Origin of the sequence: Agrobacterium leguminum (genome assembly GCF_005144435.2) — a bacterium.
GTDB lineage: Bacteria > Pseudomonadota > Alphaproteobacteria > Rhizobiales > Rhizobiaceae > Agrobacterium > Agrobacterium leguminum.
Genome location: NZ_CP120211.1, coordinates 1,916,893 through 1,931,549, shown reverse-complemented (window position 1 = coordinate 1,931,549; position 14,657 = coordinate 1,916,893). Strand labels below are relative to the sequence as shown.

At 61.6% G+C, this 14,657-nt stretch carries 12 protein-coding genes and 1 pseudogene; 6 read left to right on the top strand and 7 right to left on the bottom strand.

What is annotated here, in order from left to right; translation table 11 throughout:
* Positions 1-9: 9 nt before the first annotated feature.
* On the top strand, positions 10-1,527 hold the full coding sequence (adh, locus tag CFBP4996_RS09460) for an aldehyde dehydrogenase (RefSeq protein WP_059757421.1): 1,518 nt from the start codon (positions 10-12) through the stop codon (positions 1,525-1,527).
* 131 nt (positions 1,528-1,658) lie between these two features.
* Here adh and CFBP4996_RS09455 read toward each other — a convergent pair whose 3' ends face one another.
* Positions 1,659-3,923 carry a methyl-accepting chemotaxis protein gene (locus CFBP4996_RS09455; RefSeq protein ID WP_080851226.1) on the bottom strand — a complete coding sequence of 755 codons (2,265 nt, stop codon included), beginning with the start codon at positions 3,921-3,923 and terminating at the stop codon, positions 1,659-1,661.
* A 189-nt stretch (positions 3,924-4,112) separates the two neighbouring features.
* Between CFBP4996_RS09455 and CFBP4996_RS09450 the strand changes: the two are divergent.
* The 4 genes and pseudogenes from CFBP4996_RS09450 to CFBP4996_RS09435 all read left to right on the top strand — a co-directional run bounded on the left by CFBP4996_RS09450 (position 4,113) and on the right by CFBP4996_RS09435 (position 7,588).
* Positions 4,113-4,959: pseudogene (locus CFBP4996_RS09450) on the top strand (glycosyltransferase family 2 protein).
* Between the two features lie 20 nt (positions 4,960-4,979).
* Complete coding sequence (locus CFBP4996_RS09445; protein ID WP_031233742.1) at positions 4,980-5,267, top strand: lipid-A-disaccharide synthase N-terminal domain-containing protein; 288 nt, start codon at positions 4,980-4,982, stop codon at positions 5,265-5,267.
* A complete protein-coding gene (locus CFBP4996_RS09440) occupies positions 5,242-6,750 on the top strand; it encodes an ArnT family glycosyltransferase (RefSeq protein WP_162935836.1) in 1,509 nt (502 codons plus the stop codon). Before CFBP4996_RS09445 ends, CFBP4996_RS09440 begins: the two co-directional genes overlap by 26 nt.
* Complete coding sequence (locus CFBP4996_RS09435; RefSeq protein WP_080851229.1) at positions 6,740-7,588, top strand: phosphatase PAP2 family protein; 849 nt, start codon at positions 6,740-6,742, stop codon at positions 7,586-7,588. Before CFBP4996_RS09440 ends, CFBP4996_RS09435 begins: the two co-directional genes overlap by 11 nt.
* A 252-nt stretch (positions 7,589-7,840) precedes the next feature.
* Here CFBP4996_RS09435 and CFBP4996_RS09430 read toward each other — a convergent pair whose 3' ends face one another.
* From CFBP4996_RS09430 to lgt, 6 genes are all read right to left on the bottom strand, one after another.
* Positions 7,841-8,773, bottom strand: a complete 933-nt coding sequence (locus CFBP4996_RS09430) for a ribose-phosphate pyrophosphokinase (RefSeq protein WP_003522877.1) — start codon at positions 8,771-8,773, stop codon at positions 7,841-7,843.
* Positions 8,774-8,994: 221 nt separating this feature from the next.
* Entirely contained in the window at positions 8,995-9,744 is a 750-nt protein-coding gene (locus CFBP4996_RS09425) for a hypothetical protein (RefSeq protein WP_080851231.1), read from the bottom strand.
* 89 nt (positions 9,745-9,833) lie between these two features.
* Positions 9,834-10,985, bottom strand: coding sequence for a M24 family metallopeptidase (locus CFBP4996_RS09420; RefSeq protein WP_080851233.1), 1,152 nt, complete (start codon positions 10,983-10,985; stop codon positions 9,834-9,836).
* A gap of 1 nt (position 10,986) precedes the next feature.
* Positions 10,987-11,781 (bottom strand): peptidoglycan editing factor PgeF, encoded by a 795-nt coding sequence (pgeF, locus tag CFBP4996_RS09415; RefSeq protein ID WP_080851236.1) that lies wholly within the window; start codon positions 11,779-11,781, stop codon positions 10,987-10,989.
* Positions 11,782-11,932: 151 nt separating this feature from the next.
* On the bottom strand, positions 11,933-13,033 hold the full coding sequence (locus CFBP4996_RS09410) for a class I SAM-dependent methyltransferase (RefSeq protein WP_080851238.1): 1,101 nt from the start codon (positions 13,031-13,033) through the stop codon (positions 11,933-11,935).
* A 15-nt stretch (positions 13,034-13,048) separates the two neighbouring features.
* Positions 13,049-13,861: a prolipoprotein diacylglyceryl transferase gene (lgt, locus tag CFBP4996_RS09405; RefSeq protein WP_162935978.1), complete on the bottom strand. Its 813-nt coding sequence runs from the start codon at positions 13,859-13,861 to the stop codon at positions 13,049-13,051.
* A gap of 308 nt (positions 13,862-14,169) precedes the next feature.
* On the opposite strand from lgt, the gene CFBP4996_RS09400 reads away from it, so the two are divergent.
* On the top strand, positions 14,170-14,433 hold the full coding sequence (locus CFBP4996_RS09400) for an accessory factor UbiK family protein (RefSeq protein ID WP_003522871.1): 264 nt from the start codon (positions 14,170-14,172) through the stop codon (positions 14,431-14,433).
* Positions 14,434-14,657: the final 224 nt, after the last annotated feature.

Here is a 14,657-nt window from a genome sequence, read left to right as displayed (position 1 = left end):
GATGAAATCATGAACATTCAGGTTCAGCAGAAAGCGGGCGAAGCGCCCTTCAAGCTGAAATACGGCAATTACATCGGCGGCAAATGGGTGGAGCCGAAATCCGGCCGCTACATGGATAATCTTTCGCCGGTCACCGGCCACAAGATCTGCGAAGTGCCGCGCTCGGACGCATCCGACATCGAGTTCGCGCTGGATGCCGCCCACAAGGCCCGCGATAAATGGGGCAAGACGAGCGTGACGGAGCGCTCCAACATCCTGCTCAAGATCGCCCAGCGGATCGAGGACAATCTCGATCTCATCGCCCGTGCCGAAACATGGGACAACGGCAAGCCGCTGCGCGAAACCACCAATGCGGATATTCCGCTCGCCATCGACCATTTCCGTTATTTTGCGGGCTGCATCCGCGCCCAGGAAGGCACGATCGGCGAAATCGACAACGATACCGTCGCCTATCACTTCCATGAGCCGCTCGGCGTCGTCGGCCAGATCATTCCCTGGAACTTCCCGATCCTGATGGCCGCGTGGAAGCTTGCACCGGCGCTTGCCGCGGGCAATTGCGTGGTGCTGAAGCCGGCCGAACAGACACCGGCCTCGATTCTCATCGTGATGGAACTGATCGAAGACCTGCTGCCGCCCGGCGTCCTCAACATCGTCAACGGCACGGGCCTCGAAGCCGGCAAGCCGTTGGCGCAGAGCAACCGCATCGCCAAGATCGCCTTTACCGGCTCCACCTCGGTCGGCAAGGAAATCATGCGTTATGCGGCTGACAACGTCACCAACATCACGCTGGAGCTGGGCGGCAAGTCGCCGAACATCTTCTTCGCCGATGTGATGAACGAGGACGATGCCTTCCTCGACAAGGCGCTCGAAGGTTTCGCCTTCTTCGCGCTCAACCAGGGCGAAGTCTGCACATGCCCGTCGCGTGCGCTGGTGCATGAATCGATCTATGACCGCTTCATGGAAAAGGCGATCAAGCGGGTGCAGGCCATCAGCCAGGACGATCCGCTCAATCCGTCGACCATGCTGGGCGCACAGGCCTCGCAGGAGCAGTTCGACAAGATCATGAGCTATCTGGAGATCGGCAAGAAGGAAGGCGCCAGGGTTCTGACCGGCGGCGACCGCAAGACGCTCACGGGCGATCTGAAGGACGGTTACTACATCCAGCCGACCGTCTTCGAAGGCAACAACAAGATGCGGATTTTCCAGGAGGAAATCTTCGGACCGGTTGTCTCCGTCACCACCTTCAAGACGGTGGAAGAGGCGCTCGAAATCGCCAATGATACGGTTTACGGTCTGGGTGCGGGCGTCTGGAGCCGTGATACCAACATCGCCTACCGGGCTGGCCGGGGCATCGAGGCGGGCCGCGTGTGGACCAATTGCTACCACGTCTACCCGGCGGGTGCGGCCTTTGGCGGCTACAAGCAGTCGGGCATCGGTCGCGAGACCCACAAGATGATGCTGGACCATTACCAGCAGACCAAGAACCTGCTGGTTTCCTACAGCCCGAACAAGGTTGGTTTCTTCTGAGGTCCTCCCCGGAAGCCGGCGAGGGGCTGTGGTGCCAGATCGCCGGCGTGTTCCCAGGGGCTTCGGCCCCTGGGAGCCCGGCTTCAAACAGAAAGGCCGGAGGTTTTGCCTCCGGTCTTTTTTGTTGCGGTTTATGCCGCGTAACGCTGGTCCCGTTGGCGGGGGGCGCCGACCGAGAACTGCCCCACCTGTTCGGTCAGGCCGTCCGCCTCGCTGGATAGCGAGAAGGCGGCCGCCGTCGTTTCCTCCACCATGGCCGCATTCTGCTGCGTTACATGGTCGAGTTCGTTGACGGAGGCGTTGATTTCGCTGAGGCGGCCGGACTGTTCGCGCGATGCGGTGGCGATCTCGCCGATCTGGTCGTTGACCGACTGGATGCGTTTCTGAATCTGCTCGAGGCTTTCACCCGTCTTCAGCACCAGCGCCACGCCGCTTTCCACATCGCCCGCCGAAGTGGCGATCAGCGTCGTGATGTCCCGGGCGGCGGCCGCCGATTTCTGGGCAAGCTCGCGAACTTCCTGCGCCACAACGGCAAAGCCCTTGCCGGCTTCGCCGGCGCGGGCGGCTTCCACACCGGCATTCAGCGCCAGCAGATTGGTCTGGAAGGCGATCTGGTCGATGACATCGATGATCTGGCGGATCTTGGCCGACGAGGTCTCGATGCGTTCCATCGCGACGATCGCTTCTTTAACGACAGCCGTGGACTTGTGCGCATCCTGCATCGTGCCCGCCGTCGCCTCGACGGCGACATTGCAGCGCGATAGCGAGAGATTGACGGCCTGCGTCATGTCTCCGAGTGCCGCCGCCGCTTCCTCAAGGGCTGCGGCCTGACGTTCGGTGCGCCGCGACAGGTCTTCCGATGCGCTTTTCAGTTCGCCGGAGCCGGAGCGGATGGCATTGGCGCTTTCGCCGATGTTGGAGATGGTCGCTTCCAGGCCTGCCATGGAGTTGTTGAAGTCGATGCGCAGATGATCGAGCGACGGCACGAAGGATTTGTCGATGCGGAGATCGAGCCTGCCGGCCGCAAGATTGGCAAGACCGGTGGCGAGTGCGTCGACAGCCTCTTCCAGTTCTTTCGCGCTTCTTGCCTTTTCCATTTCCCGCTGGGCGCGTTCCTCGTCCAGCTCTTCGCTCTTGCGATGGGATTCGGCTTCCATGCGCTGCTTGTCCAGAATGCCCTGACGGAAGGATTCCAGCGCGCGCGCCATGGTGCCGATCTCGTCGCCACGGGAAACGGCCTTGATCTCGATGTTGTTTTCACCGCCGTTCAGGCGTTCCATCAGCCCCGCAAGGCCGGTCAGCGGCTTGGTCAGGCTCGCGGAAACGAAAATGCCGATCAGCGTCATGATCGCAAGTACGGCCAGTGTCGCAACCGTCGCCCAGAAGGCGAGATCGTTGGCGGCGGCGAGAACCTTGCTCTCCTGCTGGCCGATGGCCAGAAGATGTTTCTGTCCGAAGACGGAGACCGGACGATAGGCATAGAAGATGTTGCCCGCAGGTGTCTGCGCCATCACGGTTCCGGCGTTGTTTGCGTTGGAAAGGGCGGCGAGGCTTGCGGAAACGGCAGCATCAGCGCCGCCCGAGAGTACGCCGGCCCGACGTTTGCCGTCGGCGCTCAGGAGAACGGCGTCATCGATGGTCTTGCCGGTTTCCTCGGGCGTCACCACCGCGCCGATGCGATCGGCGGCGATGCGCATGATGACGGCGCCCTTGCGCTGAAGCTGGCCCCAGTTGGAGACGGCGAGCGGCATGCCGATCATGGCCGAATCATTTTCGCCGCCGCTGAAGCCGGTGGTGCTGACGACGCCGTCCTTGCCGGCTTCGATGCGGTCGAACAGGTCCTTGATCGCGGCGTTCTGCGGTTCCGTCACGCTGGTGAGGAAGTTTTTCCCCTTGGTCACGGTGTAAATAATGAGGCCGGTCTTGTCGATCACATAGATGTCGCTGACGCGGGTGTTGCGCCAGACGCTGGCGATGGTGGCGTTGATGGTGGCGTGGCGAATGGCGTAAAGCAGTCGCAGGCCTTCGCCATTGAAGGAGGCGCGCTCCTCTTCGGAGACGCCCTCGCGGCGGAAAGCCTGGATGATCGCATCCCTTTCCGTCGGCACGACGGTGGTCATCGTTTCCAGCGCCTGTGCGACCGCGGCGTTCTGCGACAGTTCGGAAATGCTCTGTTCGACGCGCAAAGTATAGGCGTCAAGCTGCTTGGACTGGTTGCCTGCAACCGTTTCGAGCCTGATTTCGCTGGCGTCGATCAGTCCGGACTTCCCCATCTCGTAGGACAACAACCCCACGGAAAGACATGAAACCAGCGTCGCGCCCGTGACGAGCGCTGCAAATTTGGCCTTGATCGACAATGATTTAGCTTTGACAGCAGTCGGATTTACACCCGGCATCCTGTTTCCTCCCCCCAAAAAACGTGGCCATACCGTGGCAAAAATTGTTTACGGTCGCGTTAAAAGCGCTGGAAATTGTACGATTATTTCCCGCATGCCGTGAAAAAATAGCCGGCCGCCACTGACGCGTTTCCCGTAATAAAACTGCAATAGAACGGGCGCATATCGAGTGAAGTTCAACGGCTGTTCATGTTCATGCAAGCTTTCCGCGCTCCTTCTCTCGCCACTATCAACGATGTCTGCGGACTGAATGCGGACGGATATGACGGAGCCAGCGTGAAACCGAGGCCGGATTTCGCCGTTGTCGTGCCCATGCACAATGAGCAATGAGCAAGCGAGTGTGGAAACGCTCGTGGCGGAGATTTTTGCCGCCTGCCAGCCCGTCGGCGCCTTCGAGATCGTGGTGGTGGACGACGCATCTTCGGACGGCACGGTCGATGCGGTGCTTGCGCTTGGCGATCGTTACCCGATGCTGCGGCTGGTCCGCCATGATCGTCAGGGTGGACAGTCTGCGGCGATCCACAGCGGTGTGCAGGCGGCACGTGCGCCTGTCATCTGCATGCTGGATGGAGACGGGCAGAACCCGCCGGACAATCTGCCGGCTCTTCTCGCGCCGCTTCTCTCGGCAGGCGCTCCCAGCCGGCTCGGTCTTGTGGCCGGCCAGCGTGTCGGTCGGCGCGATACGCTTGGAAAACGTCTTTCCTCCCGCTTCGCCAATGGGCTTCGGGCGCGGATATTGAAGGACGGCACGCGCGACACCGGCTGCGGCCTCAAGGCCTTCCGCCGCGACGCCTATCTCGCCTTGCCCTATTTCGATCATCACCACCGCTATTTCCCGGCGCTGTTCAATCGCGACGGCTGGCAGGTCACCCATGTCGACGTCACGCACCGGGCGCGGCTGCACGGGAATTCCCATTACACCAATATCGGCCGCGCGCTTGTCGGCATCCACGACCTGATCGGCGTCGCCTGGCTGCTGCGCCGGCGCAAGCGCTCAAGCTGGGCTGAAACTTTCAAAACGGAGACATCGCCGTGAATGCACCGGCTTTATGGTCCATGCTGCATGTGAACAGCTGGAAGGAATTTCTGTGGGTCTGCACCGGCTTCATGGGCCAGATGCTGTTTACCATGCGTTTTCTGGTTCAATGGATTTCTTCGGAACGGGCGAACCGCTCGGTCATTCCGGTGGCCTTCTGGTATTTTTCCGTTCTCGGCGGTCTGGTGCTGCTTTCCTACGCCATCTGGCGGCGCGATCCGGTCTTTATTCTGGGTCAGGCGTCCGGCCTTTTCATCTATGCCCGAAATCTCTGGTTGATTCATGCAGAACGCCGCCAGCATGCATGAGGCGGCGACCCTGCCTTACGAGCAGGCAGGCGATGAGCGCCGGTGGCTGACATTTGCATTCGCGGCGATTGTCCTCGTAACCGCGCTGCGCGTCGTTGGGCTGGCCTTCAACCGCACCGACCTTTTCGTCGATGAGGCGCAATATTGGCTATGGGGCAGGGAGATGGCGCTCGGCGCCTATTCTAAGCCACCCCTGATCGGCTGGCTTATCCGCGCGGCAACCATTATGGGCGGCGGTGAGGGCACGTTTCAGGTTCGGCTGGCCGCGCCCGTGGTGCATGGCGTCGCGGCGGCGGCCATTCTTGCGCTCGGCCGCATGATCTACGATGTCAGGCTGGCATCCCTGGCCGCCCTTATCTATCTGACCTTGCCGGCCGTAACGCTCGGCAGCCTGCTGATCTCGACCGATACGCCGATGATGCTGTTCATCGTGCTGTCGATGATCTCCGTGCGGAAGCTTGCGCTCGCCCGCAGCGAGGGCACGGCGGCGTTGGGCTGGAGCATCGCCCTCGGTTTCTGCTTCGGCCTCGGGCTGATGTCGAAATATGCGATGATCTATTTTCTGCCCTGCTTCATCGCCGCCGGCTGGCTCTGTGAGGCATGGCGAATCCGGCTGCGTGATGCGGTCATTGCTGCGCTCGTCTGCGTCGCCGTCATTGCGCCCAATCTGTGGTGGAACGCGGCGCATGATTTCATGACCGCACGCCATACGGCGGATAATGCGAACTGGCATGGTGTCCAGCTTAAGATCGGTTCCGCGCTGGAGTTTTTCTTTTCGCAGGCGGGCGTGGTCGGACCATTCGTTTTCGTCGGCATGATCGTCGCAACAATTCGTGCGAAGAACGCCGAAACCCGGGCGCTGGTCGCTCTTTCGGTGCCGATCATTCTGCTGATTACCGCGCAGGGTTTGATGTCACGGGCGCTCGCCAACTGGGCGGTCGGGGCCTATGCGGCCGGCGTGCTGCTGGCGGTGCCGGCCCTGGCGTCGCGGCGCTGGCTCATCGTGTCCACGCTTGTGCTCGGCGGCATCGTGGCCGTTGCGCTGCCGCTGATGACCATTGCCGGAACGCAATTGCGCCTGCCGAAAGGTGAACTGGCGATGGCGCGGTATCTCGGGCGCGCCGAGCTGGTGTCGACCGGTCTGTTACGGGCGCGCGAGGCGAGTGCGGACGCCATCGTCGCTACCGACCGTTCGATACTTGCCGAGCTTTTTTATCAGCTCCGGGATGAGAAGCAGGTGATGACGCGCGCGCTGCCTGAAACCGGCGTGCCTTCCAGTCACTATGCGCTTCTTTACCCGCTGAAACCCGGCGAGGCGAAAAATCCCCTGTTTCTGGCAAGTGCGGACGGCCTGCCGGCCTGCCTTGCCGGCGAGGCGCCGGTCGCTCGCTGGACCGCCGGGCCGGGCTTCCTCGAAGGCAGGGAAATCGGCCTCTGGCGCCTGCTGCCGCGATGCATGCCGGAGGGCAGCAATGGACAATGATCTTTCGCATATGCGGATCACGATCTGGGTGACATTCGCCACATTGGCGCTGGTTATCCTGTTCGCGACCTTTCCCTCGATCGATCTCAGATTCTCCGCCCTGTTTTTCTCGCCCGTCGAGCAGCCATGGTCCGGCCGTGAGCCGTTTCCCGAATGGTTGCGGGATACGCTGCGCGAAGGTACGGAGCTTGCCACCCTTCTGGCTTTCGTGATCCTTGTCGGCAATCTTCGGCTGGGCACGCTGCAGAGAACCGGCTGGCGGATGTGGGCCTTCCTGTGCGGGCCGGTGATCCTCTGCGCCGGGCTTCTCGTCAATGGTGTGCTGAAGGCGACCATCGGTCGCGCGCGCCCATTCAGCGTCACCGAATTCGGCGGGCAGCAGCTTTTCACGCCGCCTTTCCAGTACAGTGCGCAATGTTATTCGAACTGCTCGTTTTCTTCCGGCGAAACCGCGCTGATCGCCAGTTTCTTCCTGCCGCTCTGCGTGCTCGTCTGGCCCCGGCTGCAACGGCGCGGACGGTTGGCGATGGGAGGCATCGCTGCCGGCATGATCGTCCTCATGTCCGGCTTGCGCATCGCGGCCGGCGGGCATTTCCTCAGCGATGTGGTGATGTCCATCCTGTTTTCCGCCCTCACGACCCTGTTTCTCTACCGGGCGCTGGTGATCGGACGTCACCGCCATCTGTTTACTGGCGATGCGATCACAGCGGATACGGTCAGTATCTGGCGTAACGGTCGCCATGCTGTCCTGACCCGGGTTCGGCGCTGGTGGCCGAAAATCAAGGCCGCAGCCTCGCGTCTGCAACGGCCGCCGGATGCGGGCACGGCATCGTCTTAAGGGGAACTTTGGAGCTCGCTTCAAATGAGGTGAATGGCGAAGCGCGCCAGACACTCCTGCGTCATCCTCGGACTTGTCTCGAGTATCTGCGACCTATTAATCTTATTCAACGTGACTAGGTCCTCGGCACAGGGCCGAGGATGACGTCGAGGGAATCAGCGATTTCGAGATGGACCGCAGCCTGCCCGGAAATCTGAACCGGGCGACAATTCGCCAGGCCTCAGAATGATTGCCGAGGTTTGTCGCAGCTTCTCAGTCGAACAGGCCGGAAACCGACTGTTCCTGTGCGGTGCGGTTGATCGCTTCGCCGAGCAGGCCTGCGGTGCTGACCACGCGGATATTATGCGCGGACTGGACACCGGTGGTCGGCTGGATGCTGTCGGTGATGACGAGTTCGCGCAGCTTCGAGGAGGCAACACGAGCAACCGCGCCGCCGGAAAGCACGCCGTGGGTGATATAGGCGGTGACGCTGGTGGCGCCTTTTTTCAGCAGCGCCTCAGCGGCGTTGCAGAGCGTGCCGCCGGAATCGACGATGTCGTCGATGAGGATGCAGTCCTTGCCGGAGACATCGCCGATGACGTTCATGACTTCGGATTCGCCCGGACGGTCACGGCGCTTGTCGACAATGGCCAGAAGACAGTCGAGACGCTTGGCGAGTGCACGGGCGCGGACCACGCCGCCGACATCGGGCGAAACGACCATGACATTGTTGGTGTCGTAATGGTCCTTCACGTCGCGGGCCAGAATGGGCGCTGCGAAGAGGTTGTCGGTGGGGATATCGAAGAAGCCCTGGATCTGGCCGGCATGGAGATCGAGGGTGAGAACGCGGTCGGCGCCGGCTTCGGTGATCAGATTGGCGACGAGCTTGGCGGAAATCGGGGTGCGGGGGCCGGCCTTGCGGTCCTGGCGGGCGTAACCGAAATAGGGAAGCACCGCGGTAATGCGCTTGGCAGAGGAGCGGCGCATGGCGTCGATCATGATGAGCAGTTCCATCAGATGATCATTTGCCGGGAAGGAGGTGGACTGGACGATGAAAACGTCTTCGCCGCGCACGTTCTCGCTGATTTCTACGAATATTTCCTGGTCAGCAAACCGCTTTACAGTGGCATTTCCGAGAGGAACGTTAAGATACTTGCAGATCGCTTCGGCAAGGTGCCGGTTCGAATTGCCTGCGAAAACCTTCATTGCGGCCGCCTGTTTCCATGCCATCGCCTTGCATCACGGGGCTCAATCCACCGTAACCAAGCGTCGTTCAAGGGGAGGAACATCCGGCTGAAAAGCCTTTGCCGGATACGCCTTGTTGCCATGCGCGCCTTAATAGCGCTGTTGCTTCCGATTGCAAGAGGACTCCGCGCTTTCGCAATGATTTTCGTGAAATCTCTGTGACTTCTCCCGCCGTTTTCACCTCATCCCTGTTGAGACTGCTTCCATGACGAATAGTCGTTGAGCGTTTTTGCAGCGATATCCTGCATGACCCTGTCGGTCACGGCGGCCCATGGATCGCTGCCTTTTGCAGCCACGGTTTCCTGCCCCTGCAGGCGGTGAAGCCGCACGCCATTGGCGTCCAGAATGTCCCAGACGTAGACGACATTGACCTTGGCGCCATCGGCAAAGGCGGAGAAATATCCCTTCAGGATGTTTTCGGCCGAATTGTCGTTGGAGGCCCGGATGGTCAGCCCCTTCGCCCGCGCCTCGGCCCCGAGCTGGCGCGACAGCGGCGTCACCGCCTGAACGGGCGCTCCGATGATCGGCAGGAAGCGGATGGAGTTTGCGGAAGAGGCGGGCGCAAGCGATGCCGTCTGCTGTGCGGGTGCGGTTTGAGCGGCCGCGGGTGGCTGGGTTGCGGTCTGGTTCTGGCGAAGCGGCTCGCCATACTGGCTGCCGTTGGACAGCGCCTGTGCCTGCGCCTGCAACGAGTTTTGCGGTGCATAGGCGGGAACGGATGTTGCGGTTGCCGGAGCGCCCGTGGGCGCGCGGTCGGCGGCGGCGGCCATCTGGTCGAGATCGCCCTGGGTCACGGGTGTCGATTGCGAGGCATTGTGGCCGACATCCACCTGCGGTGTCAGCGCTTCCGTCGTGTTGCAGCCTGACAGGGCCAGCATCATCGCTGGAACAATGATGGCCGGAAAAAGGGGGGTGAACCCCGTCCGGCTCATGCGATTTTCCCTCTCATGTTCCGCTCCTTCTTGCCCAAGGTGGCGCAATGTAAGGGCGGTTTTCCCGCTCTGTCAAACCCGGCGGCGATTTAAGCTGTGAGAAGATCGAGGTTGTGGCGCGAGAGCGGCTCCGGCGCGCCGTCGGTGGTCAGATAGGTCTGGCCGAGCGTCATGGCCGTGCCGGAATCGGAATCCATCACGATCATATGCACGAAGAGCGTCATGTCGGCGGTGATTTCCTGCGGATTGCCGGCGTGGAACATCTGATGCTCCATCCAGGACGGCGAGAAGCGCGCGCCCAGCGAATAACCGCAGGAGTTCAGCCGGTGGCGGGTCAATCCGCGTTCATCCATCACGCGGGCATGGACGTCGAAGACATCGCCGAAGGTCTTGCCCGGTCGCAGCACTTCCTCGATGGCGGTGAGGTTTTGCAGGCAGGCGCTGTAAAGCTCCTTCTGGCGGAAGTCCTGTTCGCCGATCACCACCGTGCGCATCATGGCGGCATGGTAATGGGCGCTGACGCCGGCCCATTCCAGCGTCAGTTGATCCTTGGCGTCGAGCCTGCGGCGGCCGGCCTTGTAACGGCACAGCAGCGCATCCGCGCCGGAACCGACGATGAATTCATTGGCGGGGTAATCGCCGCCGCCGGCCAGAACCGCTCCCTGCATTGCCGCGAGGATCGCGGCCTCGTCCGCGCCGGGCCTGATGAGCGGCAGCGCCGCGTCCAGCGCCGCATCGGCCAGTTGGCCCGCCTTGCGCGCAAGTGCGATCTCGGCCGGGCTTTTGACCAGCCGCAGGGTGCTGATCAGATAGGAAGCGTCGCTCATCTGGCAGAAGCTGGCGAGCTGATTGTCCAGCAGGCGGGCGACGCGGCCGGTCATGCCGTGGGTGTCGTATTCGACGCCGATCTTTGCGCCCAGCAGGTCGAGATCGCTCAGCAGGTTCTTGAGATCGAGCGTTGGGTCGGCATTGGGCCGGTCGACCCATATCAGGATATTTTCGATGATGGAGGTATTGCGGGCCTGACGCAGATCCGCCGAGCGGGTCAGAAGCGTCATGGAGCCGTCCGATTTGACCACCAGCGTCTGGAAGAAGCAGTAGCCGAACGTGTCATAGCCGGTCAGCCAATACATGCTTTCCTGCGCAAAAAGCAGCAGGGCGTCCAGCTTCTCCTCGGCCATTTTCGCGAGCAGACGCTCGCGGCGGGCATCGAATTCCGAAAGCTCGAAATGCAGGGCCATGTCAGTCCTCCAGAATTGCGATTGCGGAAATCTGCCGGCCATAATCGGGTTCGGCGCGGTGGGTGGTGCGGCGGTAGGAATAGAAGCGATGTTCGTCGGGGTAGGTGCAGAGGCCGAGATTTTCCGCCTTCACACCGGCTTTCGTCAGCCGGTCGATGGTGAATTGCTTGAGGTCGAACAATGCGTGACCTTCCTTCTCCGTCCCGGCGAAATAATCCGCATAGGCCGGGTCGATATCGGTGAAACGCGCCACATATTCCGGACCGACCTCATAATTGTTCTGGCTGATCGAAGGGCCGAGCGAGGCGGCGATGCGCTCCCGGCTGGCGCCGAGCGTCGTCATGGTCTCGATGGTGTTTTCGAGCACGCCGAACAGCGCCCCTTTCCAGCCGGCATGGGCCGCACCCACGACGCCCGCTTCCGCATCGGCAAACAGGATCGGGCCGCAATCGGCGCTCAGCACGCCAAGCACGAAACCCGGTGTCGCGGTTACCATGGCGTCGGCCTGCGGGCGGCTGCCGTCATAGGTTTCATCGACCACGAGAACATCGGGGGAATGGATCTGGTGCACGGTGGCGAGGCGCTCCGCCGACAGGCCGAACCATTGCGTCACGCGCCGACGGTTTTCCTGCACCCGTTCCGGTTCGTCATGCGAGCCGAGGCCGACATTGAGGCCCTGATAAAGCCCTTCCGACACGCCGCCCTGCCGGGTGAAAAAACCGTGACGGATACGGTTTTTGCTATAGTCGGCGAGCAGTGGACTCTGGATGGGGAGCGGCAGCGTTGCGTTCTGCATGGTGCGGGAGTTCCTTGGAGAATATCGCTGTTGGCCAGTGAGCTACGGTTAAGCGAGATGTTTCCGGTTGCCGCGGCGTTGCGCGGCGTGTGTGATGCAGTGTGCCTGCTTCGTGTGTCGCGGCGATGTTGGCCCAGAGGTGATTGCGCTGTCAATCCACCGCGCGAAACGGCAGGAGATGAAGCGCGGGACTTGAAACGGCGATGACCTTGAAAAGTTCCCCCATCTTGCCGGCGCCTTCGCCGGCGAGGCGGTTGACCGCTTCGGCGATTTCCAGCGTCTGGTCGGGCGTGGCCTTGGCGGCAAGCGCGGCCGCGCGTTCCTTGAGACCGAGGCCATAGAGAAAGTCGCCCTGTCTCAGGGTGCCGTTGACGTGTACGCCGGTTGCTTCGGCCGTTTTCATGAGGCTTTCGAAATCGACATGGCTGGTGAGATCGGCTTCGCCGGGATGCGCAAGCGCCGGGTCGAAGGCATGGTTGCGCATGGCCTGCAACGTATCGCCATAACCGGCGACCAGATGGCCGTAATCGATGGCGAGCGCCGTGCCGCCATGGACGGAGAGGCGCTGGCAGATCGCGGTCATCACGGCTTCGCGGGCAGGCGAAATCTCGAATATGGTGCCAATCGGCTGCCGTTCCGGCTGCGGCGGCAGCAGGGCCGGGTCTATGCCGGCAAGCCCGGTCGAGAACACAAGTTCGTCATTGGCATCGAGGCTGACGACCCGTTCGCGAAAACCCTGCGGGGTCCTGACGAATTGCCGGATCGGAATGGCATCGAACAGTTCGTTGGCGACGAGCAGCAGGAAACCTTCCGGCACGTCGTCGAAACTGTCATGCCAGGTCAGTTTGTCCGCATGTGCGGCCAGCGTTTCCTTCTGGATGGCGGAAAGGCGGGGGCTGGTTTCCACCAGATGCACCTGCATCGTCTCGTAAAGCGGCGGTGCGATGCGGCGGATGACGCGCAGCATGTCCGACATCATGGTGCCGCGGCCGGGGCCAATTTCCACCAATTGCGTTTCCATGGGGGCGCCGTGCCTCTGCCAGGCATGAACCACGAAAACGCCGAGCATTTCGCCGAAAAGCTGGCTGACTTCAGGCGCGGTGATGAAATCGCCCGAACGGCCAAAGGGCTCGCGGCTCCTGTAATAACCGTGCTCCGGATCGGCGAGGCAGAGCGAGAAGAAGTCGGTAACGCTAAGCGGACCGTTGAGCCGGATAAGTGATTTGATGCGTTGCGCGAGCGGTGTCGTCATGGCGGATCATACCGTTCAGGCGCTTTTTGCCGTGCTGCGCGCCCGCAGAACCGCCCAGAGGCCGAGAGCGAACATCGGCGTGGAGAGCACCATGCCCATGGTCAGCCAGTTGCCGGCGAGATAACCGATCTGAGCGTCCGGCTCGCGGAAGAATTCCACGAAGATGCGCGACAGCGCGTAACCGCAGACGAAGATGCCGGTGACGACGCCGGGCGTCTTCAGCGCCCTGAAGGCATAGATGGCGATTGCCAGAACGATGACGAGCACGAGGCCTTCGAGGCCGGCTTCATAAAGCTGGCTCGGGTGTCGCGCGAAGGGGCCGCCGGTCGGGAAGACGACCGCCCATGGCACGTCGGCGATTCGCCCCCACAATTCGCCATTGATGAAATTGGCGATGCGCCCGAACAGCAGGCCGATGGGTGCTACGGCCGCGACGATGTCGAACATGCTCCAGACCGGAATGCCGTTCTTGCGGGCGAAGAGGATCATGGCGATGGTGGTGCCGATCAGGCCGCCATGGAACGACATGCCGCCGTTCCATATCTCGATTGCCCTGATGGGATTGGCGGCGACCGCGGCGAGATCGTAAAACAGGATGTAGCCGATGCGCCCGCCGAGCACGATGCCGCCGGCTGCCCAGAGAATGAAATCGTCAAGATGCTGCGCCGAAATCGGCGACGTCTCGTTCGGCCACAGGCGATCCGTGCGGGCGAGGCGGCGGGCATAGAACCAGCCGAGCATGATGCCCGCGACATAGGCGATGCCGTACCAGTGGATCGAGAGCGGGCCAAGGGACAGCGCCACCGGATCGATATTGGGGAAGGGCATGATGGCGAGTTGGGTGGGGGCGGCTAACAATCCGTATATTCCGTCATCGTTGCGGGGCGGACAACGGAACGAGCCATTGCCTCAAGGGGCCGGGCGATGATGCTCACCGGTCTCCCTGACGCCAAGGAAAATGGCGATTGCGATGGCGGCGGTCAAGGTGATTCTTCAAGCTCCGGTTCAAGATACCGTAGGCCATGCAAGCTCTTGCGATTTTTCGATTTCGCTTGCAAGGCGGCGATGGAGTGCCTACCTGAAGGCTAGCAACAGCGGGCAAGACGATGCCCCTGAACCGACGAAGGATGAGCGCCATGAGCACGACAGGCACCAACCGTTTTCTGGATGAATTCGCCAAGCTGATGACCGATGCGGCCGGCGCGGCGCAGGGTGTACGCAAGGAAGCCGAAGCCGCCTTTCATGCGCAGGCGGATCGCTGGCTGAACAGTCTGGACGTCGTCCGGCGCGAGGAATTCGATGCCGTTCGCGAAATGGCCATCCAGGCGCGTGATGAAAACGACGCGCTGCGCGCCCGCATCGAGGCTCTGGAAGCGAAGCTTTCCGCCGCCAAAGACTGATTTTTCAACGCTTTTTCCGATGGGTCCCGGATCGCTTGCGATTCCGGGACTTTTTGTTTTCGGCCCATTCCGCCCGAAATGACTCCCGGTTGTTAAAAACGTCCCTCCGGCGCGAATTTTTTGGGGCCTGTGGACACTTCCAAAAAACGCAATCGGCAGAGTCGCTTATGTATCTCGCCTGAGGTGATGGGGGAGGAGATATCCACTGTTCAAAAAGCAAAAAT